The 24,581-nt window shown below is 68.0% G+C and carries 22 protein-coding genes, 1 tRNA gene and 4 pseudogenes; 9 read left to right on the forward strand and 18 right to left on the reverse strand.

Translation table 11 applies throughout. The features are described 5' to 3' along the window. Window positions 1–100: 100 nt before the first annotated feature. From thrB to ADK36_RS22810, 6 genes are all read right to left on the reverse strand, one after another. A complete protein-coding gene (thrB, locus tag ADK36_RS22785) occupies window positions 101–1,021 on the reverse strand; it encodes a homoserine kinase (RefSeq protein ID WP_030049617.1) in 921 nt (306 codons plus the stop codon). A gap of 339 nt (window positions 1,022–1,360) precedes the next feature. Further along, window positions 1,361–2,419 (reverse strand): threonine synthase, encoded by a 1,059-nt coding sequence (gene thrC / locus ADK36_RS48060; protein ID WP_048582948.1) that lies wholly within the window; start codon window positions 2,417–2,419, stop codon window positions 1,361–1,363. A 6-nt stretch (window positions 2,420–2,425) separates the two neighbouring features. Continuing rightward, complete coding sequence (locus ADK36_RS48065; protein ID WP_048582972.1) at window positions 2,426–3,715, reverse strand: homoserine dehydrogenase; 1,290 nt, start codon at window positions 3,713–3,715, stop codon at window positions 2,426–2,428. 161 nt (window positions 3,716–3,876) lie between these two features. Beyond that, window positions 3,877–5,268, reverse strand: a complete 1,392-nt coding sequence (gene lysA, locus ADK36_RS22800; protein WP_048582949.1) for a diaminopimelate decarboxylase — start codon at window positions 5,266–5,268, stop codon at window positions 3,877–3,879. 17 nt (window positions 5,269–5,285) lie between these two features. Next, the gene (gene nrtL, locus ADK36_RS22805; protein ID WP_053198774.1) at window positions 5,286–6,461 is read right to left on the reverse strand and encodes an ArgS-related anticodon-binding protein NrtL; all 1,176 of its coding nucleotides are present in this window, start codon (window positions 6,459–6,461) and stop codon (window positions 5,286–5,288) included. A 97-nt stretch (window positions 6,462–6,558) separates the two neighbouring features. Then, on the reverse strand, window positions 6,559–7,095 hold the full coding sequence (locus ADK36_RS22810; RefSeq protein WP_053198776.1) for a response regulator: 537 nt from the start codon (window positions 7,093–7,095) through the stop codon (window positions 6,559–6,561). A gap of 204 nt (window positions 7,096–7,299) precedes the next feature. Here ADK36_RS22810 and ADK36_RS22815 point away from each other — a divergent pair. After that, window positions 7,300–7,371 (forward strand) — tRNA-Arg (locus ADK36_RS22815). Window positions 7,372–7,629: 258 nt separating this feature from the next. Here the strand turns inward: ADK36_RS22815 and ADK36_RS22820 are convergent. Both ADK36_RS22820 and ADK36_RS22825 read right to left on the reverse strand, forming a co-directional pair. Beyond that, window positions 7,630–8,284, reverse strand: a pseudogene (locus ADK36_RS22820) (HAD family hydrolase); the annotation flags it as partial. A gap of 601 nt (window positions 8,285–8,885) precedes the next feature. Further along, window positions 8,886–9,443, reverse strand: coding sequence for a tyrosine-type recombinase/integrase (locus ADK36_RS22825; RefSeq protein ID WP_425315500.1), 558 nt, complete (start codon window positions 9,441–9,443; stop codon window positions 8,886–8,888). A gap of 106 nt (window positions 9,444–9,549) precedes the next feature. On the opposite strand from ADK36_RS22825, the pseudogene ADK36_RS22830 reads away from it, so the two are divergent. Next, window positions 9,550–10,320: pseudogene (locus ADK36_RS22830) on the forward strand (transposase). A 32-nt stretch (window positions 10,321–10,352) separates the two neighbouring features. Here the strand turns inward: ADK36_RS22830 and ADK36_RS22835 are convergent. Both ADK36_RS22835 and ADK36_RS22840 read right to left on the reverse strand, forming a co-directional pair. Next, the gene (locus ADK36_RS22835) at window positions 10,353–11,276 is read right to left on the reverse strand and encodes an RNA polymerase sigma-70 factor (RefSeq protein WP_048582953.1); all 924 of its coding nucleotides are present in this window, start codon (window positions 11,274–11,276) and stop codon (window positions 10,353–10,355) included. Between the two features lie 143 nt (window positions 11,277–11,419). Beyond that, window positions 11,420–11,893, reverse strand: a complete 474-nt coding sequence (locus tag ADK36_RS22840) for a carboxymuconolactone decarboxylase family protein (protein ID WP_048582954.1) — start codon at window positions 11,891–11,893, stop codon at window positions 11,420–11,422. Between the two features lie 176 nt (window positions 11,894–12,069). On the opposite strand from ADK36_RS22840, the gene ADK36_RS22845 reads away from it, so the two are divergent. Further along, complete coding sequence (locus ADK36_RS22845; RefSeq protein WP_048582955.1) at window positions 12,070–12,456, forward strand: DoxX family protein; 387 nt, start codon at window positions 12,070–12,072, stop codon at window positions 12,454–12,456. A gap of 138 nt (window positions 12,457–12,594) precedes the next feature. On the opposite strand, the gene ADK36_RS46490 is transcribed toward ADK36_RS22845, so the two are convergent. After that, complete coding sequence (locus ADK36_RS46490) at window positions 12,595–13,668, reverse strand: beta family protein (RefSeq protein ID WP_338060788.1); 1,074 nt, start codon at window positions 13,666–13,668, stop codon at window positions 12,595–12,597. A gap of 732 nt (window positions 13,669–14,400) precedes the next feature. On the opposite strand from ADK36_RS46490, the pseudogene ADK36_RS22850 reads away from it, so the two are divergent. Continuing rightward, window positions 14,401–14,965: pseudogene (locus tag ADK36_RS22850) on the forward strand (helix-turn-helix domain-containing protein); the annotation flags it as partial. Window positions 14,966–15,099: 134 nt separating this feature from the next. Here the strand turns inward: ADK36_RS22850 and ADK36_RS22855 are convergent. The 3 genes and pseudogenes from ADK36_RS22855 to ADK36_RS22860 all read right to left on the reverse strand — a co-directional run. Continuing rightward, window positions 15,100–16,467, reverse strand: coding sequence for a hypothetical protein (locus ADK36_RS22855; protein WP_053198778.1), 1,368 nt, complete (start codon window positions 16,465–16,467; stop codon window positions 15,100–15,102). A gap of 735 nt (window positions 16,468–17,202) precedes the next feature. Further along, a complete protein-coding gene (locus ADK36_RS50295; RefSeq protein ID WP_234329835.1) occupies window positions 17,203–17,370 on the reverse strand; it encodes a hypothetical protein in 168 nt (55 codons plus the stop codon). A 14-nt stretch (window positions 17,371–17,384) separates the two neighbouring features. Beyond that, a pseudogene (locus tag ADK36_RS22860) lies at window positions 17,385–18,047 on the reverse strand (IS701 family transposase); the annotation flags it as partial. Between the two features lie 166 nt (window positions 18,048–18,213). Here ADK36_RS22860 and ADK36_RS22865 point away from each other — a divergent pair. Continuing rightward, complete coding sequence (locus ADK36_RS22865) at window positions 18,214–18,618, forward strand: growth inhibitor PemK (protein ID WP_048582957.1); 405 nt, start codon at window positions 18,214–18,216, stop codon at window positions 18,616–18,618. A 238-nt stretch (window positions 18,619–18,856) separates the two neighbouring features. Here the strand turns inward: ADK36_RS22865 and ADK36_RS50990 are convergent, their stop codons facing one another. The 3 genes from ADK36_RS50990 to ADK36_RS22875 form a co-directional block, all read right to left on the reverse strand. Continuing rightward, entirely contained in the window at window positions 18,857–18,979 is a 123-nt protein-coding gene (locus tag ADK36_RS50990) for a hypothetical protein (RefSeq protein WP_267887414.1), read from the reverse strand. A gap of 101 nt (window positions 18,980–19,080) precedes the next feature. Next, a complete protein-coding gene (locus ADK36_RS22870; RefSeq protein WP_048582974.1) occupies window positions 19,081–19,386 on the reverse strand; it encodes a hypothetical protein in 306 nt (101 codons plus the stop codon). A gap of 316 nt (window positions 19,387–19,702) precedes the next feature. Then, window positions 19,703–20,278 (reverse strand): ATP-binding protein, encoded by a 576-nt coding sequence (locus ADK36_RS22875; RefSeq protein WP_234329834.1) that lies wholly within the window; start codon window positions 20,276–20,278, stop codon window positions 19,703–19,705. Window positions 20,279–20,475: 197 nt separating this feature from the next. Between ADK36_RS22875 and ADK36_RS22880 the strand changes: the two genes are divergently transcribed. Both ADK36_RS22880 and ADK36_RS22885 read left to right on the forward strand, forming a co-directional pair. Next, entirely contained in the window at window positions 20,476–20,706 is a 231-nt protein-coding gene (locus tag ADK36_RS22880) for a DUF397 domain-containing protein (RefSeq protein ID WP_048582958.1), read from the forward strand. 187 nt (window positions 20,707–20,893) lie between these two features. Beyond that, the gene (locus ADK36_RS22885) at window positions 20,894–21,811 is read left to right on the forward strand and encodes a helix-turn-helix domain-containing protein (RefSeq protein WP_048582959.1); all 918 of its coding nucleotides are present in this window, start codon (window positions 20,894–20,896) and stop codon (window positions 21,809–21,811) included. A gap of 26 nt (window positions 21,812–21,837) precedes the next feature. On the opposite strand, the gene ADK36_RS22890 is transcribed toward ADK36_RS22885, so the two are convergent. Then, entirely contained in the window at window positions 21,838–22,656 is an 819-nt protein-coding gene (locus ADK36_RS22890; protein WP_048582960.1) for an SAM-dependent methyltransferase, read from the reverse strand. A gap of 224 nt (window positions 22,657–22,880) precedes the next feature. On the opposite strand from ADK36_RS22890, the gene ADK36_RS22895 reads away from it, so the two are divergent. Beyond that, a complete protein-coding gene (locus ADK36_RS22895) occupies window positions 22,881–24,371 on the forward strand; it encodes an MFS transporter (protein ID WP_159029200.1) in 1,491 nt (496 codons plus the stop codon). A gap of 2 nt (window positions 24,372–24,373) precedes the next feature. Beyond that, entirely contained in the window at window positions 24,374–24,580 is a 207-nt protein-coding gene (locus tag ADK36_RS22900; RefSeq protein WP_048582962.1) for an MbtH family protein, read from the forward strand. The last annotated feature ends 1 nt before the right edge of the window (window position 24,581 follow it).

The following is a 24,581-nucleotide window of genomic DNA, read 5'->3' on the forward strand; positions in this document are numbered from 1 at the left end:
CTCGCCATGGTGGGGTCGGGTGCAGACTTGAGGTTAACACTACCGGATCCAACAAACATTCCCCCTCTCGAAATCCGGCAAGCGCGCGTTTCTCATCGACTCAGCCGGTCGCAAGCGGCAACACGCTCGCTCCCTGCGCGTCGAGGTCGAGCCGGTTCGCGGCCCAGCCCTCGCCTGCCAGATGGGACACCTTGTCGGCGCTGTCGGCGTCGGCCAGCGCGAGCACGGTGGGTCCCGCTCCTGAAATGACTGCCGGGACTCCGTCGGCCCGCAGTCGCTCCACCAGCGCGGCGCTCTCCGGCATGGCCGGCGCGCGGTACTCCTGGTGGAGACGGTCCTCGGTGGCGGGCAGCAGCAGCTCCGGGCGCCTGGTCAGGGCCTCGACGAGCAGCGCCGCGCGGCCCGCGTTGGTGGCGGCGTCGACATGGGGGACGGTGCGCGGGAGCAGGCCGCGCGCGGTCTCGGTGAGCACCGGCTTTCCGGGCACGAAAACCACCGGAACGATGGAATCGGCAGGCTCCATCCTGATGGCCCGCGCGGCCCCCGCCTCCATCCAGGAGAGGGTGAAACCGCCGAGCAGACAGGCCGCGACGTTGTCGGGGTGGCCCTCGATCTCGGTGGCGAGTTCCAGCAGGGCCGGGTCGTCGAGCTTGGCCTCGCCGCCTATGGTCACGGCGCGGGCCGCGACGATGCCGGCGCAGATGGCGGCCGAGGAGGAGCCCAGACCGCGGCCGTGCGGAATGCGGTTGGCGCAGACGATCTCCAGGCCGCGCGGCTGGCCGCCCAGCAGATCGAAGGCGGTGCGCAGGGAGCGTACGAGAAGGTGCTTTTCGTCACGCGGCAGCGTCTCGCTGCCCTCACCCGCGATGTCGATGTGCAGCCCGGAGTCGGCCACCCGGACGACCACGTCGTCGTAGAGCCCCAGCGACAGGCCGAGGGCGTCGAAGCCCGGGCCGAGGTTGGCGCTGGTGGCGGGGACGCGCACCCGGACGGCGGCGGCGCGGAACGCTGGACCGGCCATCGCTTGATGACTCTCCTTGAGCTGCGTGATTGTCGAAGACATTCGATGAGGACATTCGATGACGTACGAAGACCCCTGGGGCCGCTTCCGGGCCGCGGAGACGGCGCGGCACCGCACCCCATGGCGAGGCATATGCGGCGGGCGGGTTAGGTACAGCCTATCGAAGGTAGGTTCTGTGGCGACATAGGGCGCACAGGAGGCGCACGATGCGTGTCGTATGCCCCCTGTGCACCCTCGATAGGGAAATTCCCCAGGCGAGCGCCCTCTTACTCGCGTGCGCGAGCCCCGTACGACGGGGTGGGCACCCCTACGACGGGGTGCGGCCCGCTTACGCCAGTGCTACACGAGGCCGAGCCGCTCGGCCGCCGTCGGCGCGTCGACCGGAACGGTGACGGGCTGCGGGGCGCCGGCGACGGCCCAGTCGGGGTCCTTGAGGCCGTTGCCGGTGACGGTGCACACGATCGTCTGGCCCGGGTCGACCTTGCCCTGCTCGGCGGCCTTCAGCAGACCGGCGACGGACGCGGCGGAGGCGGGCTCGACGAAGACGCCCTCCTGCGCGGCCAACAGGCGGTAGGCGCGCAGGATTTCACGGTCCGTCACCTCGTCGATGAAGCCGCCGGACTCGTCCCGCGCGGCGAGCGCGTACTGCCAGGACGCGGGGTTGCCGATGCGGATGGCGGTGGCGATGGTCGACGGGTCCTTGACGACCTCGCCGCGCACGATGGGCGCGGAGCCGGAGGCCTGGAAGCCCCACATGCGCGGGGTCTGCTTCGCGACACCGTCGGCGGCGTACTCCGTGTAGCCCTTCCAGTACGCGGTGATGTTGCCCGCGTTGCCCACCGGCAGGACGTGGATGTCGGGGGCGTCGCCCAGCATGTCCACGATCTCGAAGGCGGCCGTCTTCTGCCCCTCGATACGCACCGGGTTGACCGAATTGACCAGCGCCACGGGGTAGTTGTCGCTCAGGTCGCGGGCGAGCGTGAGGCAGTCGTCGAAGTTGCCGTCGACCTGGAGGATCTTCGCGCCGTGGACGAGGGCCTGGCCCATCTTGCCGAGCGCGATCTTGCCCCGCGGGACGAGGACGGCCGACACCATGCCCGCGCGGACGGCGTAGGCCGCGGCGGAGGCCGACGTGTTGCCGGTGGAGGCGCAGATGACCGCCTTCGCGCCCTCCTCCTTGGCCTTGCTGATGGCCATGGTCATACCGCGGTCCTTGAAGGACCCGGTGGGGTTGGCACCCTCCACCTTGAGGTGGACCTCGCAGCCCGTGCGCTCGGAGAGCACCTGCGCGGGCACGAGGGGCGTGCCGCCCTCGCGGAGCGTCACGACCGGCGTGGTGTCGGAGACGGGCAGCCGGTCCCGGTACTCCTCGATGATTCCGCGCCACTGGTGGGTCATTGCTGGTTACTCTCCTTCAACCCGCATGATGCTGGCGACACCCCGCACGGTGTCGAGCTTGCGCAGCGCCTCGACGGTGCCGTTGAGGGCCGCGTCGGACGCACGGTGGGTGACGACGACGAGGGAGGCCTCGCCGTCCTTGCCCTGCTGGCGAACCGTATCGATGGACACACCGTGCTCGGCGAACACGGTCGCCACCTGGGCGAGAACACCCGGTTTGTCCGCCACGTCGAGGCTGATGTGATAGCGCGTGACGACGTCACCCATCGGAGAGACGGGCAGGGCGGCGTACGCCGACTCGCCGGGCCCCGTTGCCCCGCTGAGCCGGTTGCGGCAGACGGCGACGAGGTCGCCGAGTACGGCGGACGCGGTCGGGGAGCCGCCCGCGCCGGGGCCGTAGAACATGAGCTGACCGGAGGCGTCGGACTCCACGAACACGGCGTTGTACGCGCCGCGCACGGAGGCGAGCGGGTGGGTCAGCGGGATCATGGCGGGGTGGACCCGCGCGGTGACGGACGCCCCGTCCTTGGCCCGCTCGCAGATGGCGAGCAGCTTGATGGTGCAGCCCATCTCCTTCGCGGAGGCGAAGTCGGCCGCGGTCACCTCGGTCATGCCCTCGCGGTAGACGTCGTCGAGACGCACGCGCGTGTGGAAGGCGATACCGGCGAGGATGGCGGCCTTGGCGGCGGCGTCGAACCCTTCGACATCGGCGGTCGGGTCGGCTTCGGCGTACCCGAGGGCGGTGGCCTCGTCGAGGGCCTCCTGATACCCGGCGCCCGTCGAGTCCATCTTGTCGAGGATGAAGTTCGTCGTGCCGTTGACGATGCCGAGCACCCGGTTGACCTTGTCGCCGGCGAGGGACTCGCGCAGCGGCCGGATCAGCGGGATGGCGCCGGCGACGGCGGCCTCGTAGTAGAGGTCCTTGCCGTTCGCTTCCGCCGCCGCGTGGAGGGCGGCGCCGTCCTGGGCGAGGAGCGCCTTGTTGGCCGACACGACGGACGCGCCGTGCTCGAAGGCGGTGGTGATGAGGGTGCGGGCGGGCTCGATGCCCCCGATGACCTCGACCACCACATCGATGTCACCACGCTTGACGAGGGCGGTGGCGTCGGTGGTGACGAGCGCGGGGTCGATGCCCTCACGGACCTTGGACGGCCGCCGTACGGCCACCCCCGCGAGTTCCACGGGAGCCCCGATCCGGGCGGCGAGGTCGTCGGCGTGCGTCGTCATGATGCGCGCCACCTCTGAGCCGACAACTCCACAGCCCAGCAGCGCCACCTTCAGCGGACGCGTACGCATCATCCGACCTCGTTTCCTCATACCGTCTACGGTTGCACCAGTCTCACTCACCGGACGGGACTTTCTGCCCTTCGTCCGGATCGTGAGACATCGATTTCATTTGTACGGAGGTGGATGACAGGAGATCTTCCACCCCCGGGTCCTTCTCCGGGGTTACTTGGTCACCCGACGTCGAGACGCAGGAGGTCCTCCTCCGTCTCCCGGCGGACGATCACCCGGGCCTCGCCGTCGTTCACGGCGACGACGGGCGGCCGCAGCACGTGGTTGTAGTTGCTGGCCATGGACCGGCAGTAGGCACCCGTGGCCGGTACGGCAATGAGGTCACCCGGCGCCAGGTCGGCGGGAAGGAACGCGTCCTTCACGACGATGTCCCCGCTCTCGCAGTGCTTGCCGACGACGCGGGCGAGCATCGGCTCGGCGTCGCTCGTCCGGGACACCAGGGCGACGCTGTACTCGGCGTCGTACAGGGCCGTACGGATGTTGTCCGACATGCCGCCGTCGACGGAGACGTACGTCCGCAGCCCGTCGAGGGGCTTGATGGTGCCGACCTCGTAGAGCGTGAAGGCGGTGGGGCCCACGATGGCACGCCCCGGCTCGACGGAGATACGCGGCGTCCGCAGCCTGGCCGCCTCGCACTCACGCGTGACGATCTCGGTGAGCGCCTTGGCGATCTCGTGGGGTTCGCGGGGATCGTCGTCGCTGGTGTACGCGATCCCCAGCCCGCCCCCGAGGTCGATCTCGGGAAGCTCGACGCCGTGCTCGTCACGGATGTCCTTGAGCAGCCCGACGACTCGGTGGGCGGCGACCTCGAAGCCGGACATGTCGAAGATCTGGGACCCGATGTGGCTGTGAATCCCGATGAGCTCCAGCCCGTCGAGCCTCAGCGCACGCCGCACGGCCTCGGCCGCCTGCCCCCCGGCGAGCGGGATGCCGAACTTCTGGTCCTCGTGGGCGGTGGCGATGAACTCGTGCGTGTGCGCTTCCACGCCCACGGTGATCCGGATCTGGACGCGCTGCCGCTTGCCGAGTTCCTGCGCGATGTGGGCGACGCGGACGATCTCCTGGAAGGAGTCGAGGACGATCCGCCCGACACCGGCCTCGATGGCGCGGCGGATCTCCTCCACGGACTTGTTGTTGCCGTGGAAGGCGATGCGGTCGGCGGGCATGCCGGCCGAGAGGGCGGTGGCGAGCTCGCCCCCGGAGCACACGTCCAGGTTGAGCCCCTCCTCGTGCAGCCACCGCACGACGGCACGGGACAGGAACGCCTTGCCGGCGTAGAAGACGTCGGCGTCGGCCCCGAAGGCACCGCGCCAGGCCCGGGCACGGGCACGGAAGTCGGCCTCATCGAGGATGTACGAGGGGGTGCCGTGCTGTTCGGCGAGGGTCTTCACGTCGATGCCGCCGACGGTGACGACGCCGTCGGCATCGCGGGCGACGGTCTGGGCCCACACCTTGGGGTCGAGGGTGTTGAGGTCCGCGGGCGGGGCGGAGTAGTGGCCCTCGGGAAGGACGTCGGCGTGACGGGGCCCGGCGGGATGTGCGGAACGGCTCATGACTGGCGTGTGCTCTCTCAGAGGTGATCGGGTGCGTCGATGCCGAGCAGGGACAGGCCACCGGCCAGCACCGTCCCGGCGGCTTCGGCGAGCGCGAGCCGGGCGCGGTGGGTGGCCGAGGGTTTCTCCGCACCGCGGGGAAGGACGGCGGGCACGAGCGCCAGCACGGCATCGGCGACGGTGACGAGATGCCGGGCGAGACGGTCGGGAGCGCGGTGGGCAGCCGCCTGGGCCAGGACACGGGGATGATCCGCGAGCAGGGCGACGACTTCATGCCGTACGTCCCCGGGTTCGGCGTCGAACCCCAGGTCGGCGGCGTTGCGGCTGAGGGCCCGGGTGCGGGCGTGGGCGTACCGGACGCGGAAGAGGGGGTTGCCCTCGCGCTGGACGAGGTGATCGTCGCTGATACGGGGCCGGTCGTGACCGGCGGGGTACAGCAGGGCCCAGCGGGCGGCGTCGCGGCCGAGCGGGAGGGGGTCGGCAGGCGCCGGCACGGGCCGTACGCCGACTTCCAGGGGAGCCGGGGATTCAGCCGTGCCGTGAACATCGACGCGCACGCCGAGGACGGCCTCCCATTCCGCCTCGGGCCGGGCCTCGCAGCTGGTGCGGACGAGGGCGCCCTGAGAGCGCAGAAGACGGGCGACGGCGTCCATGACGACGACGGCACGGATCTCGTGGGCGCAGTGCAGCTGACGAATCTGGCCGTAGAGCGGGTCAGGCCCGAGGTACCGGTCAGGCCCGAGGTACCGGTCAGGCCCGTGAGGCCCGTTGGTTCCGCGAGGTCCGTGAGATCCCTGAGGTCCTTGAGGCGTGTGATCCGTGTGATCCGTGTGATCCCCGTGAGGTCCGTCGGCGAACCCGTACCGGGTTCCGCGCCGCATGATCTCCTCGACCAGAGCCGCGGGCGCGGTGTCCAGCAGGCTGATGTTGATGAAACCGGGACCGGTGACGACGACGTCGGCGACGCCGTCCGCGTCGGCCAGGTGCGGTCGCAGGATCTCCGCGACACGCAGCGACGGTTCTCCGGCCGGGCGGGCGAGCTGGAGGGCGATGTTGGTGGCGTAGTCGCCACAGCCACCGGGCCCGGGAGCGGTGACCACGGCACGCTCCGGCACGGTGACGCGCAGCTCCCCCTCGTCGACAGCACGACGCACCGCGCGCAGCACGGTACGGGAGAGCTCGACGGGGGTCACGGGACAAGCGTAGGGGAGGAGGGGGGTGGGTATGCGAACGGGTTTGGGCGGGTCCCGGGATGTGGACGGCACGGGGTGCTGGGGATGCGGTGCGGTGTCAGCCGCCGGTGCGGCCGGCGGCCTCTCCGGCCGCACCGAGGACACCCCCGACGACGGCAGCGTCCGTGCCCCTGCCCCGATCCCTGTCCCGATCCCTGTCGCTGCCCCTGTCCGCCGCGCTGTCCGCGCCGCTGCCCTCTCCCCCGCCTTCGCGCTCGCCGCCGCGTTCCGCGCTCCGTACCCCGTTCGGGTTCCGCTCGCTCAATCGCCGTACGAGGCTGACGAGTTCGGCGGGCTCGAAGGGCTTGGCGAGGAAGGCGTCGACACCGACATCGACGCCGGTGTCGACCTCGTACTGGGTGCAGGCGCTGACGATGGCGAGGGGAAGGTCGCGGGTACTAGGGTCGGCGCGCAGGCGCGCGGCGGTACGCAGTCCGTCGAGGCGGGGCATGACCACGTCCAGGGTGATCACATCGGGGCGTACCTGATGAACGACTTCCAGACACTCGGCACCATCGGCCGCGGTCACCACCTCGAACCCCTCCAGCTCGAGATTGACCCTGATCAGCTGCCGGATGACCTTGTTGTCGTCCACAACAAGCACCCGGCCCGACGCGCCTGACACAACTCGAGAGTAGGTCGGGACCGGCCACCGCGTCCGGCTTTTCCCCACTTCCGCCCCCTGCGGGGGAGCCACCCCAGGTCACGCCCGGTGCCACGGCCCCGGAAACCCGTTCATGAACACCACCCAAGAGCTGGTAGGGTTCTACCCGTCGCCGCCGAGCAAGGCGCCCGACACGCCCCCGTAGCTCAGGGGATAGAGCAACGGCCTCCGGAGCCGTGTGCGCAGGTTCGAATCCTGCCGGGGGCACAGAAGCCGGAACAGCGCGATCAACCCGCTGACCAGCCAAAGTGCCAGACATCAAGAGCCGGACCTAGTCCTACTGGGTCCGGTTCTTTGTCGTTGTCACGCACTGATCGCGAGTGAGCAGCGAGTGAGTTCCACCCGCCTCAAGAGGCAGGTACACCAACAGTGATCCTTTCGTATGCACTTGGTCTCGCGGGCCGTTGACTCCTTTGAACTCCAGGTTCAGGAAGTGGCCTGGCTGCGCTCTCGGCCACGTGCGGGCGCGACCGCTTCGCGGCGCAGTGCGCGGTCCGGATTCGCCGCGTGCAAGTGCCCGACGGACTCCAGCATCGGCAGATCGGTCGCCGAGTCGCTGTAGGCGTAACAGCGCGGCAGGTCGTACCCCTCGGACGCGGCCAGCTCCTTGACCGCCTCGGCCTTCGTCGGCCCGTAGGCGTAGTACTCCACCTCCCCGGTGAAGCAGCCGTCGTCGCCCACGACCATGCGCGTGGCCACCACGCGGTCGGCGCCGAGTAGCTCACCGATCGGCTCGACCACCTCGGCACCCGACGTGGACACGATCACGACGTCGCGCCCGGCCGTGTGGTGCTCCTCGATGAGGGACGCGGCCTCGTCGTAGATGATCGGGTCGTGCAGGGTCTCGGCGACGATTTCCTTCACCTGCTGGACGTTCCAGCAGGTGACACAGTGCGGACAGGTACTCGCGGGTGCGCTCCATCTAATCGTGGTCCATGCCGCCGACCATGACGACGAACTGGGCATAGGCGGTACGCAAGGCGGCCCTGCGGTTGATCCGTCCGCCTTGATAGAACGACTTACTGAACGTGAGCGTGCTCGACTTCGCAATGACCGTCTTGTCCAGGTCAAAGAAGGCCGCTGTGCGGGGCAAGGAGTGGTTTTCCACGACCCTGAGCATAGGTTTGCCTGAGAGGGCTCTCGGGTACACCATGGAAGCCACCGGGTCACCCGGATGGCCTAGGTCGCCTGAATGAAAAATGGCGGCCCCCTGCTGTAACAGGAGGCCGCCCGGAGTGGCTTATCACAGCTCCCTAGAAGGGAAAGCCCTCTCCATGTCTCATTCTACGATGGATGGCCACGAAAGCCCAGGCGAACCGTCGCCAGTCCAACCGCCTTGGCCGACTCGACACCGGAATCTGCTGGTCATCAGCGTGTTGGCTGTGGCAGGAGTTCTCTGCGTGCTCGTGTTCGCGGGGGTTCTTGGTGCAGAACAGACGTCGGCCGCAGCTGCGATTGCAGGGGTCGGAACAGCGACGGTATTGACAATCTGTAATTGGCAGAGCCGCGGCGACAATGCCGGTCGAAATTCAGAATAACTTCCGCTGAATTAGCGTGTACCGCTAGTCGCGCAACGCGCGTAAATCCCCGGATCGAAATCTATCGATAAAGATCCGGGGACTTTCATTGCGTTCCCCTTAGGTGCATCTTGAGCAATTTCCGGTCGCGCTTTCTGTTTCCCCGACCCTGCATGACTTGAGTACGTAAATTTACAGTCGACCTTAGTCGTCTTCTCCCCAGCCCATCGCCCTCTCGATCTTCCTATTATTCAGCTCCTCGTGGCCGTCGATGCATCCCTCATATCGGCGATGGATGACCTCGGGAGAGTTGCCCGCACGGCGGGCCACCTCGGCTACCGGAACCCCTGCGTTCAGCCAGTTCGTGATGCAGGTATGCCGCAGGTCGTACGGCCGCCGCCCGAGCAGGGAAGTCACCTTGTCCGGTGGGAGCCCGATCGGCCGGGCCTCCTGCCAGACCCGCCAGTAACTAAAGGTACCTAGCACGTCGCCGCGCTCGTTCTGGAAGATCCGGCCATCCTTGGCCCGGCCGAACTCCTTAATGTGCGCACGAAGGATCTCAACCAGCAAGGGCGGTGCGGGCACAGGTCTATCCGAGTTGACCTCGCGGGCTTTCAAGCCCCGCTTGTCGTGGCGCTTCCCTGAGTCAGTCCACTTCTTGCCGGACACAGGGCGTGTCTCTCGCAGGGTGAGAGTGCCCCATCCCATCTCGGGGAGGTAGCAGTCTTCCTCGCGCAGCCCAACCACTTCGGCCGGCCGCATGGCGGCATAGAGCTGGCAAGCAAAGAAGGCCACGAGTCGCCGCCCTCGGTTCCGCGGACCTAAGGGCTGTCCCGTAAGTGATCTTGATGCGCGATGGTCTTGGGCTGTGGCTGGTGTGATCACGGCGTCGGAGCCGTCTTGGATAGCCCCGTTCACCGGGCTGAGCCCGCGCACCTTCGGCAAGTTGGTGACTCAGCTGCGCCGAGAGGGTGCCGACGCGCCGGGCCGTGGTCGGCCTGGAAGCTCCCTCTTCAGGACCGGGTGCTGCTGGTGGCCGCTTACTGGCGCACCAACCTGACACTGAGGCAGCTGGCGCCGTTGTTCGGGGGTGTCGAAGTCGGCGGCGGGCCGGGTCATCGACCACCTCGGACCGAAGCTCGCGCTCCCGCCGCGGTGCCGATTTCGCGCGAACGCCGTGCTGATCGTGGACGGCACCCTGGTGCCGACCCGCGATCACAGCGTGGCCGAGCAGTCAAAGAACTATCGGTATTCGACGAACCATCAGGTGGGCGTCGACGCCGACACCCGGCTGGTGGTCGTGATCGGCCGGCCACTGCCGGGCAACCGCAACGACTGCCGTGCCTGGGCCGAGTCCGGCGCGAAGGACGCCGTCGGGAAGACCGTAACGATCGCCGACGGCGGCTACCGCGGAACGGGACTGATCATCCCTCACCGCCGCACCAGCGCGGGCGAAGAACTCCCCGGCTGGAAGCAGGCACACAACAAAAGCCACAAACAGGTCCGGGCCCGCGTCGAGCACGTCTTCGCGCGCATGAAGACCTGGAAGATCTTGCGTGACTGCCGCCTCCGCGGCGACGGCGTGCACCACGCGATGCGCGGCATCGCCCGCCTGCATAACCTCAACGTCACCGGATAGGCGAACGAGCCGGCCCACGGCCGGTCCCGGGGTCACTTCATCTGCCGGCGGGCTTGTTTCACCTCGCCGTCGATGGCCCAGGCGTCGGCCACCGGTCCGAGGTGGCCGAGCTTGTCGGGGTTGATCACCGAGCGGATGGTCTGGATCTGCCCGTCGAGCACGTCGAGGGCCAGGGCATGGAGGACCTTGCCGTCCCTGTCTCGGAAAATGGCGCCGGGCTGGCCGTTGACCTCGTGCGGCTCGAACGTCACGTCGATCCGGGCCAGCAGCGGGAAAACGGAGGCCAGCAGCCGGGCCACGCTCTCGGCGCCGATGACGGCCCTGGCCAGCTGCGGGGCCTTGCCGCCGCCGTCCCCGACCATCTGCACGTCGGCGGCCAGCAGATCCCGCAGGCCGGCGACATCGCCTTCGCGGAGGGCGTCGAAGAACCGCGTCGCCAGCTCCTGCCGCTCCTGACGGTCCGCTTCGAACCGCGGCCGCCCGGCCTCCATGTGCCGCCGCGCCCGTACCAGCAGCTGCCGGCACGCAGCCTCCGAACGCCCCACCGCCGAGGCGACGTCGTCGAACCCGAAACCGAACACCTCCCGCAGCACGAACACCGACCGCTCCAGCGGGCTCAGCCGCTCCAGAAGCAGCAGCGCCGCCATCGACACCGAGTCGGCCAGCTCCGCCGAGCGCGCCGGATCCTGATACGGATCACTCAGCAGTGGCTCGGGGAACCACGGGCCCACGTACTCCTCCCGCCGCACCCGCGCGGAGCGCAGCACGTCGATCGAGATCCGCGTCACCGTGGCGGACAGAAACGCCTTGACCGACGTGGGAAGGGTCGTCGAGCCATCGAAGCGCAGCCATGTCTCCTGCACCGCGTCCTCGGCCTCGCTCACGCTGCCCAGAATCCGGTAAGCGATCGAGAAAAGCAGTGGCCGCAGCTCCTCGAACTCGTCGACCTTGTTCACGCCGCATCCCCCTTGAGGTCTTCCCGCCCGGCCGTATCTCCCGGCGCGGGCCAGTTCTGGTGATCTTGCGGTCCGTCAACGGGGCTGTGCAACACCCCCGCGCCCGGGGTGACAGTGCCCCGGGCGGCTCATCGATGGCCAAATCAGTGGAACTGCCCGACCTCGTAGTCGCCGGCCGGCTGCTGGGCGATGATGTTCAGCCGGTTCGCCGTGTTCATGAAAGAGACCAGGACCACCAGGGCAGTGAGCTGCTCCTCGTCGAAGTGCTTCGCGGCACGCGCCCAGACCTCGTCGCTGACCCCGCCGGCCGCGTCCGCAACCCGGGTCCCCTGCTCCGCCAGCTCCAGCGCGGCACGCTCGGCCTCTGTGAAGACCGTGGCCTCCCGCCACGCCGTCACCAGGTTCAGCCGCACCGAGTTCTCGCCGGCCGCGGCGGCCTCCTTGGTGTGCATGTCGATGCAGACGGCGCAGCCGTTGATCTGGCTCACGCGCAGGGCCACGAGTTCCTGTGTCGCGGCCGCCAGCGGCGAGTCCTTGAGCGTCTTGCCCGCCGACATGAGGTGCTTGAGGGCTTTTGCGGCGGTCGGGCTGGCGAAGTAGTTCAGTCGCGCGTCCATGGTGTGCTCCTCCGTGCTCGTCGGTGGCTACACCCCCTGGGACGAGACAGCCCGACGCCCTGTGACACGGACGCGTGTGATCCACGTCTCCCCGAACTCGGATGTTCGGAGATGTCACATGCGGGGGCGCTGTCTCGTCCCAGGGGAAGCAGGTAATCCTCGATCAAGGAGCTGCTGTGAACCTCGCACTCTGGATCATCGCCGGACTGATGGCCGCCGTCTGCTTGACCGGCAGCTCCAAAATGTTCGTGCCCAAGGAGAAGCTGGCCGCCATGGGCGGCACCGCCACCCGATGGGTCGAGGACTTCCGCCCCGGTGCCCTCAAAATCATCGGCGCCATCGAGCTCCTGGCCGCGGCGGGCCTGATCCTGCCCGCCGCGCTCGACATCGCACCGGTCCTGGTACCGCTGGCCGCCACCGGACTGGTGCTGCTGTTCGCCGGCGCGCTGACCATGCGCCTCCGCCGTGGCGAGAGAGTCACGATCGCGGGCGACCTGGTCTACCTCGCTCTGGCCCTCTTCCTGGCGTGGGGCCGTTTCGGCCCCGAGTCCTTCACCGGCTGACCACCCAGGTCGGCGTGAGCCGGTTGCCGAAGGCGCGCGGGCTCGCCCCGGTGCACGGACTCCAGCACGGCTCCGGTGCCGTGATCACACCAACCACAATCCGAGATGTCGCAATCAAGATCACTTGCGGGACAGCCCTTAGGGACGACCAGTCATTGCCAGCTGGGACGTTACGACGGCTAGATGGTGCGACGTGGCCCAGGCGCGCCACTCGGTCCCCCCGCCCGCCTTCGGTCGCTTCCGCTGGGCGCATTCCTGAAGACGTGCGTCACCCCAGGATGTGGCGGCTCCCGTGACAGGCCAGTGCGGCGAATTAACTAGGTCTTGACTGAGAGTGAAGAAGTCGTCGTTGCCCGGCTTGACGCGCGGATAGACGAAAACCTGCCACTCGGCCGCCGTGGTGTAACGCATGTTGGGGTCTGGGGTCCCACGGCTCTTGGGCAGCATGCGGGGGTAGGTCACGCCGAAGTCCCCGAATTCAGGTTCCCGCCCTGACCACTTCTGGACGACTGCCTGCCACAAGCGTGCGTCTTCCCTCACTACTGGCGTTGATCCCCCTCGCCGGAAGCCCGTCAGGTTGACGGGGAAGGCGCCGGCCGCCACGCAGAGTCGCCTCCACGGCCACAGCGAGAGGCGCTTCAGAGCTTCAGTGGTTGCATCAGCCAGGGCTGACCCGGCCCGTTCCGAGTGCACTGGACCGGCATCAATCAACAGATCAACTTCGTCTGGGGCCAGTCGCACTGCTCGAAGCAGATCCCGGATCCGCTCTCCGCATGGGAGCGAATCGCCGAGGTCCTCCGCCGTAGATACGCGCAAGCAGGCTCCCCGCTGGTGGTCTGCGGATACCGCTGCCACCTCTGCCAACACTTCGTCAGTGTCGGAAGACCTGAAGACTGGGCACATGGCAACGCCACGGAGCCACAGAGACTCGCCAACCCTCACCATGGGCCCGCCCGTATCCCCTCTGAGCACGCGGACTGGGGGCAACGCGCCGCCGTCAACTGTGAGGACCATGCCGTTTGGCACGTTCTCCATCGCGTGCTCGCAGAAGGTCTCTAGCAAGTCCCGAAGCTCCAAGTCCGGCACGATCTCCATCACTGGGCGGAGTTGCGCCTGCACCTCCGCTGCGACGTGTCCCAGCGCCAGAAACTCCCCTGCCTTCCCCTTCAGAATAGGAACGTAGGCCACCAGCCACCCCCAAGCGCTCCCCACACTCAGACAGTTGTCGTGCTAGCCGCTATTGACAGGGTGACCGGGCAAAACAGTGGCTGGTAGAGCGCTCTTCTAGCCAAGGGGCTCAAAGTTGAGGGTCGAACGAGTCACGCAGGCCACGTACCGAGCCGGTAGGGCTCCGCCGAGTCTCTCCGAGTGAGTGGTGAGTGAACGCCCCTCCCCCGAGCCCATGCAGCGGCGTTCTTGCAGGTCAGATGGCTGAACAGCAACGTGCACGGCGTGCCCTCCGGAGCCGTGTGCGCAGGTTCGAATCCTGCCGGGGGCACTCGCCGGTCAGAAAGTTGAAACGAGACCTGACCAGGGCGGATGCCAGCAGAAAAGGGCGGGAGTCAGTCTCACTGACTCCCGCCCTCTCTCGTTGTCTCTCAGTGGTCGCGACACACCTCCGACACACCCTGTACAGCGGTCCGCCCTATGTGTGGGCGCGTGTTAAGACCCGCCGTGATACCCCACGCCCCCACACGAGAGCGCCAGAAGATGGCGGGGTCCCATGCTGTTGGCGACCGAGAGGGATCTTCAGCGGCGCGGATGGCAGTTGGGCTGGACCACCTTCCCGCCTGCCGACCATGCGCAAGCCGCGCCAAGGCCGGAATCTGGTCCCGTGTTCGCGCGTATCTCTAGGGCCTAGTGCTGTGACCGCGTAGGTTCGCCGGGTTGGTGGTCGTGGCGGTTGGATGTGCGGTGACGTCCGATCCGACCGCTGGAGGCACAGTGGCTGAGCCTGTCCGTGTGCGCAGGCTGACCGATCAGGAGGGGCAGCGGCTGCAGCAGACCGTGCGCCGCGGCAGCAGTTCGGTGCGCTGCCGGCGCGCGATGATGCTGCTGGCGTCGGCTGGCGGCAATAGGGGTCCCGGTGATCGCGCAGCTGGTGCAGGCCGACGAGGACACTGTCCGGGACGTCATCCATCGGTTTAACGAGATCGGCCTGGCCTGCCTGGACCCTCAGCGGGCGGGAGGCCGTCCCCGCCTGCTCAGCCATGACAACGAGGACTTCGTCATCCAGACGGCCACCACCCGACCTGCCAAGCTCGGCCAGCCCTTCACCCGCTGGTCACTGCGCAAACTTGTCGCCTACCTCTGGAAAGTCCACGGCCAGGCCATCCGCATCGGCCGCGAAGCCTTACGCTGCCTGCTCGCCCGCCGTGGCGTCACCTTCCAGCACACCAAGACATGGAAGGAGTCCCCGGACCCGGAACGTGAGGCGAAGCTGGACCGCATCGAAGAAGTGCTGGACCGCTTCCCGGACCGGGGCTTCGCCTTCGACGAGTTCGGCCCGTGCCACCGCGACGTCCTGGTCGCCGAACGTAAGGAACGCGCCCGCATCCGCAGCGAGAAGGGCATTCGCTGGGGCGGACGCCCTCTCAAAACCGCAGCCAGACCCGAACCTGGCGAACCTACGCGATCACAGCATTAGAGGGCAGTTTTCAGGACGGTGGCGTATGGGATGACGGTTCCGGTAGGGACGGTTGCCACTCCGTATGCCTCGTCGGGTTCGAACTCATAGGACACCTTCCCCTGGGCATTGAGCGGGGAAATAAACGCGAGCATGTCCGAGTTTTCGCCAAGATATCGGGCCGCGAATACGTAGCGCTGTCTCCGTGTCACGTTGATGATGTGGTTGTTGTGGGTCAGTGCGCCCATATACAGGACGTAGTCACCGCATTCCTTCGGTGGACACTCGAAGATGTCCGTTTTCCCCTTCACCCAGGAGTACCGGGGAGACAGGAAAGCGTCGTTAATCCTACCCCGGTCTTTTCTGAACAGGGTGACGTCCCCATAGACCTCCAGACTCTCGTAGGCGGCTGCCTTTGGGACTTGTACGATTACTTCCTTGACTTGCCCCGTCCCTGGGTCGAACCAGTCTCCGGGATCGGTGATCATCCCAGTCATGATCAGACGCCGCTTCGGCAAGCCAGCATAGAGCTCACTGTCCGTGTACGAGTCCACGTCCTCCCTGACCCCATCCAGTCCCTTCTTGCCGGTCTCGGGGTCCGATGTCCTGCCGTGCACCCGGAACACGCTACCGAGGATCACAGTGGACACCTTTCCGCTGTTCTGCAGGGAGAACGTCACCGGAATACGGATTACCGGCTCGCTGGGGTCCAGTTGCGGCTTGCCGAACTTGGCGCTGAGCGTGATTTGGGGAGCCGTCGCGTACGGCTGATACGCGGCCGAGTACGCGAAGTTCGCGCCGGCAATCAGGGCAGTAGCCAACACCCCCGCAGTGACCTGTCTGGGGTGCGGGGTGCCATGCCAGGCCTTCTCCCGAACGACGATCCACGTTGCCCACAGGGACCATACCCACAGTGGCATATAGCTGAAGGCCCAGGGCGTGAACTCCATCTTCTGGAACCAGAGGGCCACAAGCATGGAATGGACCAGTAGCGCAATGAAAGCGCCGACCAAAACCATCAGCCCGGAGTACCGCACCGTCCGCCTGCCCCAGTAGTCCTGCACAGCGCAGGCGGCCAAGAGCTGGGCGAGGCCCGCGAGGAAGAGGAGGAAGCCGCTTACCTGCGACGCGAAGGTCAGCGCGCCGAAGGCATCCTCGCTGCCAATGACCACGAGGACGACCGCCGACCCGATCAATCCCGCCGTCATGACTACAGCGGTCGCGCGTCTCTTGCGCGTGCGGTCGGGCCAGCCCTCGCTGCCCACCTCGCGCCAGGAAATAAGCGCACGATCCTTGAGGCTCACGTCCTGTGGGAAGCCATTGCGGACGAGGATCTTCCGAAGATCGCGTAGGGACCAGGCCGCGCCCACCACCTCGCCCCCCATACGGACCTTCCGCAGGCCACGACTGTCCGGTGGTTCCACGACCACTCTGGGCCTATGCATGAATCCAAACTCGGGCCCGCCCCGCCGGTATGCCTGCCCGGATACGCCAGCTGGGGGAGCCGCCCGTCAAGAAGCCTCACTCCAGCGGTTGGATCGGATGTCACCCGCGCTTCCAGCTGCCAAGACCGCACCCTGCGAACTTGTGCGGTCACAGCACGAGGTGTACTCCTCAATGATGGCGAGGATCAGCCTTGCTGCCTCGTCGCGACTGATGTGACCCCTAGCCTCGAATTGGCGCACTCTTTCAATTCTCTGGAGGGCCTGTTGCGGAAGGCCTGCCGACGGGCTTCCCTGCGGTGGACTCGGCTGGACCGTCGCGCCCGTCTTCACGCTCCGCCACTCACCCGTTCGCGCGCTCCAGACTGCATGAGGCCATCGCGCTTTCAACCCCTCATAGGCCGACGACACCACCTTGAAGATCTGAGGCAGTTCGTAGGTGTGTTCAAGTTCGAAAGATGTCGGTGGGCGCGTGGAGAGCACCTCAATCTCGATGAGCATGTAGGACCCAAGCGGATATGAGTACCACTTGCCGTCCATTGGATTCCAGCGCCACCGCTCAGGTGTGTCGCCACCACGGAGGTGATCGCCTAGTACTCCAGCCGTAGATCGTGATCTTCATGCTTGAGCGGCTTGTCGTCGGTAGTGGCTGGTCTGGGATCGGGCCTGGTGGCGGCGTCACCAGTCGGACCAGCCAAGCCGGTGGACAGGGTCAAAGACGCGTTGGATCAGCAACTGCCGGCTCCCGGGCCGGGGGTCGGTGAGGTCGATGACGGCCCAGTCGTAGAAGCGGTGGCCCTTGGCTGCGACCCCTGCGGACAGCTTCTGCCAGGTCCTCTTGGGCACCTTCCTGGCCAGCGTGTCCGCGCGGAACTTCCCGGCGCCTGTGGTGACTTCGTGCGAGCAGGCCACGCTAGGACGTAGCCGGTGCCGCGTTCCTCCAGCGGGGCGCGCAGCCTCGGGTTGCCGCCGTGGACCTCGTCTCCCGCGACCCAGGCGGCCCGGTGGCCGGCGTCCAGGAATCGGGTGACCATGCGGGCGGCCGGCTCTGGCTTGGTCGCGAACTCCGTCTTGTCACCGAGTCCGGCGGCCCGGCAGCGGTCGGGGTCGGAGGTGGTCCAGGAACGCGGAACCTAGAGTTCCCGGTCGATCGCCGCGTGCCCTCGCGGAGTCGAGTAGGCGAGGTAAACGGCTACCTGGCTGTTCTCGACGCGTCCGGCGGTGCCGGTGTACTGGCGCTGGACACCGACAGTGTCGGTGCTCTTCTTCACGTCGCCGGTCTCGTCGACCACCAGCACCGCCTCGTCGTCGTGCAGATGCTCCACCACGTCGTCGCGGACCTGGTCGGCGTCCCACTTGGCCCGCCCGAGCAGGTGCTGCATGCCGTCCGGGGTCCTGTCCCCGGCCCACTCGGCGATGGTCCAGCAGTTCTTGCGCGGCAGGTCCGACAGCAGGCCGAGTACCAACTTCCGGGCTCGGCGCCGGGATTCGACCCGCGTGAACCGTCCCGCTATCCGGCTCATCAGGCCCTCGAACGCCTCCTGCCAGTGGGCAGGGTTTACGCTGTGAACTGCGGCCACTGCGTGATCTCCAGGCTTCACACACCGATGATCAACGGTGGCCGAACCCGTCTCCACACCGCGTCAGGCTCGCGCAGCGTCTGTCCGCCGTCCTGTGTCTGGAGGACTTGTGCAACGTGGCGAAGTCTGGTGGGTCCAGTTCGACGAGCGGAGGTTGGTCGTACTGCTGTCGGGAGACGACGCGTCCGGGATCCGGGTGATGCAGGTCGTCGCTCCGGCGGGCGTCGACATCAGCGGTCTGGGCATCGAAGTGATGGTGGGCGCCGGTGAAGGAGTACCGTTCGAAGGCGTGCTGCGGCTCGCGTTCCCGCGTCCAGGCTTCACCCCTTGCACGTGGCTGACCACTGTGTCACGGGACGACCTGATAGAGCGGGCGGCCGTCCTGCCCTCGGCGAAGCTCAGCGAGATTGACGATGCCCTCCGACTCACTGAACAAGCGCAGGAGCAGACCCCGGCGACGACGGCGAAGCTCAGCGAGATAAGGGACGCCCTCCCTCTCGGTGAAATCGGGTAGAGGGAGAAGGAGCCGACGGCGTGGGCGGTCTCGGCCAGATGGTCGACGCTGTCCGACTGTCGCCTCGGCGCCCCTCACCATCGAGATCACGATCTACGGCTGGAGTACTAGGCGGATGCCGGCAGCAGAAGAGGGCGAGAGTCGGTCTCACTGGCTCCCGCCCTCTCTCGTTGTCTGCGGACGTACTCGACGAGCAGGCCGGCCGTCGGCCGCCTCGTCCACGAGTACGCGCGTCGGCTCACTGGAAGCGGGCCCGCTGATCGTGTGCCGGCTGCTGGTGCCGGTGGGGTGTCTCTCCCTCGGTCAGCAGCTCCGCTGCCTGGTGCTGGGTGTGTGCGGCCGCTATCTGCGCTTCCGCCACGGCGTCTCCTCGTTCGCGCACGAGGTCTTCATAAATCGGCAGGTGATCGTCTTTGGTGGGAGTGCGTTTCATAGCGCCGGTCCTTCTGGTGGGTGATGCCGTCAGGCCCGGTTGAGGCGGGCGGCAATTCCGTGCCCCAGGAGCAGGTAAAGGGCGGCCGGGAGGCCGTAATTGAGGATTACGCGTAGACCTTCCGTGTCCATCGTGAAAATGTCCTGTGCCCATCCACCGAGCCAGTTCGCCGCGCCGTGCACGAACTCCACGAACACGTTCGCCTGGTTCGCGTCGAGCAGGTACAACACGATCCAGAGGCCGAGCAGACCGGCCGAGACGTCGGCGATCGTGCAGATGGTGAGGGCGGCTCTCCGGCCTGCGTCCTGGTTGCGCCGGGAGCGGTCGGGGCCCATGGGCTGGTCGTACGGCTGGTATCCGGATACCGGGTCGGTGTTCACGAGAAATCCGATCTGACGCGTGGCTGGGCGGGCTGGTTCGGACTGAGTCGGACTCAGTCGGGCCGGGTCGGATTTGTTATCCCCCGAGGAGCCGAATATGGGCTCTGGGGGGCGACCCGCTTCTTCCTTTACCTAGTCCTGCGCCACGCTCTCGCGACCGTGTTACACCGGCGGCCGGGTTGCCCAAAATATGGCGGCCTGTTCGGGCACTTGCCCAAATGTTCGCCCCCTGCGGCACATTTGCGGATGCAGTGCCGTGGTGGATGCCGGGTCAGTCCTGCCGGTCGGTTCGGAGCATCGCCCAGACCGTTTTGCCCGCGGGCTGGCATCGGGTCCAGCCCCAGTGCTCGGACAGGGCGTCGATGATGCGCAGCCCGCGCCCGTGCTCGTCGAAGGGGTCGCTGGTGTGCGGGTAGACCGGGAGGTTGTCGCTCGGGTCGGCGACCGCGCAGACGAGGTGGGCCGGGCGGCGGAGGCTGAGCTTCAGCCAGATCTCGGCCTCGACGCCGGACGAGGGGCGGGCCGTGGAGTGCGATGCGGCGTGCGGTGCGGCGTGCAGCACCGCGTTGGCCAGCAGTTCGGCGACCACCGTGAGGGCGTCCGCGCCGCAGTGGTCCAACGACCAGTCGGCAAGGGTGCGACGGACGAAGTCGCGGGCCTGGCCGCAGCCCTGTTCGGCGCCGACGAGGCGCAGGGCGGCGGAGCGGGGCGAGGTGCGTGGGGGTTCGGGCCTGGTGAGCCGGGCTCGGGCCGGGGCGCCGGGGTGTGCTCCGGGCGGCCCTGCCAACCCCGCGGGGGACGCAGCGCTGCCGGGCAGTCGGAGCCCTTCGTACGCAGGTAAGGACACAACGTCTCCCTGATACACGGTCAAGGCGAGGCGTCCGCACTGCCGTTGACGCCGCGGACTATTATCCACGCCGACGGCGCCTCCGTGCAATTTCACGGGAAATTGCGCGAGCGGTGTCGACGGAGAGCACGTGGTGCGGTCCGGGCCCGGAGGGCGTCGGGGCGCACGCGTGGCGGAACGTGAGCAAGGAGAGTGCAGTGCCAACAGCACCGAACGGCGTACCGGCGAGCTCGTTGGGCGTCCGCTGGATCAAGAGCCGGCACAGCAATGCCGAGGGCAACTGCGTCGAGGTGGCCTCCCTGGGCGACGGCAGCATCGCGATGCGCAACTCCCGCGACCCCGACGGGCCGGCCCTCGTGTACACCCCGGCCGAGATCACCGCGTTCCTGGCGGGGGCGAAGGAGGGGGAGTTCGACCATCTCGTCTGAACCGGTTCGACCACCTCGTCCCACCTTCGGGTGAGACGGGTCCTCCGCCCGGGAACGGAAGGCCGGCGGGGAGCGAAACGCCGTCACGAAGCGGAAGTTGAGCTCCCCACTTCTCGCCGTTCCGGCGGCGCGAGGCGGCGGGATGCGATAATGCTGTCTGTCGTATGCCGGTCTACGGGGAGTCAGGATGTCCGCCGAGTCACCTCGCATCTCCCGCCTCGAGCCGTATCTGAACCGGACCGAACCCGCGCCGACCCTGCTGAAGATGCTGGTCGGCGTCCAGCTGGCGGGTATCCGCGAGGACGCGGGCCTCTCCCAGGACCAGGCGGCGCGTGCCGTGGGGTTCAGCCCGGCGAAGCTGTCGCGCATCGAGGCGGGCAAGGGCCGTCGGCCGCCCACGGAGGCCGACATCCGCGCCCTGCTGGAGAAGTACGGGGCCGCGGAGTACGAGGCCTCGGTGCTGCTCCAGTTGCTGCGGCGCGCCGGTGAGCCCGGTTGGTGGCAGCGCTATGACAAGCGGCTGATGCCGGAGTGGTTCGACCGGCTGGTCGGGCTGCAGGAGGCGGCCACGGCCATCCGTACCTTTGAACTCCAGTACATTCCCGGCCTGTTGCAGACCGAGGACTACACCCGGGCCGTCGTGGAGCGCGGGCTGCCGACGGCGCCGGGACGTGAGGTGCAGCGGCGCGTGGAGCTGCGGATGCGCCGACGGGAGCTGCTGCACCGGCCGGAGGCGCCGCAGCTGTGGGCGATCGTCGACGAGTCGGTGCTGCTGCGTGTCCTGGGCAGCCGTGAGGTGATGCGGGCGCAGCTGGAGCATCTCGTGGAGATGGCCCAGCGGCCCCATGTGACCGTCCAGATCGTGCCTCTGGACGTGACCAACGCTTCCGCGCCCGCGATGCCGATCACCTATCTCCGGTTCGGCGGCGCCGATCTGCCCGACATCGTCTATCTGGAGCACATCAAGAGCGCGGCCTTCCTGGAGGACCGCGACGAGACCGAGGAGTACCGCCTCGCCCTGGACCGTCTGGGCGACGAGGCGCTCAACCCGCGCGAGTCCCTGGTGCGGCTGCGCGAGACGGCGGAGCGGTACTCCCCGAGGTGAGACTCCCTGGGCCGTGTCCGCACGGCCTAGCGGAGTCGGCCCACGCCGCCGAACTCGATCCACTCCTGGGTGAGCTGGCGCGGTGCCACCTCGGTGTCGGGGCGCCAGGTGGAGACCTCCACCAGACCGGGTTCGAGGATCTCCAGAGCCTCGAAGAACTCCGCCACGTCCTTCGGCTCGCGCACCCGGCCCCAGTGCCCCTGGGTCGCCTGGTCCATGAAGTCGGTGACGAACTTGCGGACCTCGGCGTCCTCGCTGACCAGCTGGCACATCACCATGTAGCTGCCGGGCGCGAGCCGTTCGCGCACCCGGCGGGCCACGGCGAGCGGGCCGTCGGTGTCGCTGTCCGGGATGCAGTGGAACACCGAGTTGAACAGCACGGCCACCGGCTGCGAGAAGTCGATCAGGCGCTGGGTGTCGGCGTGGGCGAAGATGGCGTCGGTCTCGCGCATGTCGGCGTGGATGACGGCCGTGTTCTCGTTCTGCTCCAGCAGGGCGCGGCCGTGGACCAGGACCATCGGGTCGTTGTCGACGTAGACCACGCGCGAGGACGGGTCGACGGCCTGCGCGACCTGGTGGACGTTGTTCTGGGTGGGCAGGCCTGAACCGTGGTCGAGGAACTGCCGGATGCCGTAGTCCTCGGCCAGCGTCCGCACCACCCGCTGCAGGAAGCGGCGGTTGTTCAGCGCGAGGGCGCGGGTGCTGGGGACGACCTTGTCCAGCTCCTCGCAGGCGGCTCGGTCGGAGGCGTAGTTGTCCTTGCCGCCGAGATAGTAGTCGTACATGCGCGCGGCCGTCGGAATCGTGGCATCGATCGACGTGGACAGCTGCTTTCCAGGCTCCATCGTTTCCCCCAGTCACAGGGCCGGCCGAGGAGATCACCTCGCCGACAACACATCCTAGGGAGGCGGCAGTTGCTCCGGCCAGTCCATCGGTCAACCGCCGGGTCGACAACCACTCCGGTGGGGTCCGTGCCGCTTCCGGGACGCCTTTCATGATCAGGGCTGCGCCGCGCGCGACTTCGAACTAAGGTTCCTGTCTGAAAGCCACATTCGACGGGGGTACGCACGTGGCCGATTCAGCGCGCTCGCCGGACGACACCGCGCAGGACGGGGGGACGGCCGGCCGGTTCAGCGGCATGGGTCCTTTCATGCTCGTCTGGAGCGGGCAGGCGATCTCCCTCGTGGGCAATTCCGTCCTGCGCTTCGCCTTCGTCTTCGAGACCTGGTCGGCCACCGGCCGGGCCACCGCGCTGACCACCCTCTCGCTGTGCGCGCTTCTCCCCCAGGTGCTGCTCAGCCCGCTCGCCGGGGCCTTCGTCGACCGGATCAGGAGACGTACGGCGCTGCAACTCGCGGACGGTTGCGGGCTGCTGATCGTGGCGCTGCTCGGCGTCCTGCACTTCACGGGCGGACTGCACACCTGGGAGGTCTACGCGGCCGTCATGCTGCTCGGCTCCGCCGCCGCCTTCCAGTTCCCGGCGCTGGGCGCCGCCGTGCCGTTGCTGGTGGACAAGGGGCAGCTCCAGCGGGCCAACAGTCTGCTGGCCAGCGCCAAGAGCACGGCGGATGTCGGCGGGCCCGCGCTGGGCGGGCTCCTGGTGGCGTTCTCCGGGCTCGGTTTCATCCTGGTCGCCGACCTGGTGAGCTTCGCCCTCGCGCTGGCCGCCGTCCGGGTCGTACGGATGCGGGGGGACACCGGTCCCGCGAAGAAGGCGGCGGGTGGGCCGCGCAAGAAACTCACCGCCGAGGCCGTGGAGGGGATGCGGTTCCTCTTCCGGTATCCGAGCCTGCGCGATCTGATGCTGGCCTTCTGCGTGGTCAACCTGGTCATGGTCTTCGGCTTCGCCGCCGTACAGCCCATGGTGCTGGCCCGGTCCGGCGGCGAGACCGCGGCGCTGGCGAGCGTCAACACGGCCATCGGGGTGGGCGGGATCGCGGGCGGGCTGTTGATGGCGGCGTGGAGCGGGCCGAGGAACCGGGCACGGGGCATGCTGCTCGGGATCATCGGCATGTGTCTGTCCGCCCAGGTGGCGATGGCGCTCGCGGGTGGCGTGGTCGGCTGGTGCGCGGCCATTCTGGTGGGCGCCGCGCTGATGCCGATGATCAACGGCGTGATGCAGGCGATCGTGCAGACCAAGGTGCCGCAGGAGTGGCACGGGCGGGTCTTCGGCGCCGTGATGTTCCTGTCGCAGATCTCCGTCCCGCTGGCGACCGCGGTCTCCGGGCCGCTCGCCGACCATGTCTTCGAACCGCAGGCCGCGGACGGCGCCGGGATCTTCGTGGTGCTGGGGCCGCTGGTGGGCGACGGACCGGGCAGCGGCATGGCCGCCATGCTGCTGCTCGCCGGCCTCTGCGGCATCGCCGTCGGGGTGCTGAGCATGACCCGGCGCACGGTGCGGGAGATCGACACGCTGCTGCCCGACGCGGCCGGCGACTCCCCCGACGCCACCGACGCCGCCGAAGACTCCGTGCGCCCAGGCGATCCCGAGGCGCCGGAGAACCCTGATGTCCCCGACAACCCGGAGAACCCGGGGAGCAGAGAACTCGTGGAGGGCTGATCATGACCACCAATCCGTTCGAGGACGAGAACGGGACCTATCTCGTGCTCACCAACGCCGAGGGCCAGTTCTCGCTGTGGCCCGACGGGATCACCGTGCCGGACGGGTGGGACGTGGCGCTGACCGCCGGCAGCCGCGCCGAATGCCTCGCCTTCGTCGAGGCCCGCTGGACGGACATATGTCCCACCCGCACGGGCGTAGACGCCTGAG

It is taken from the genome of Streptomyces viridochromogenes (genome assembly GCF_001270495.1).
Lineage (GTDB): Bacteria > Actinomycetota > Actinomycetes > Streptomycetales > Streptomycetaceae > Streptomyces > Streptomyces viridochromogenes_A.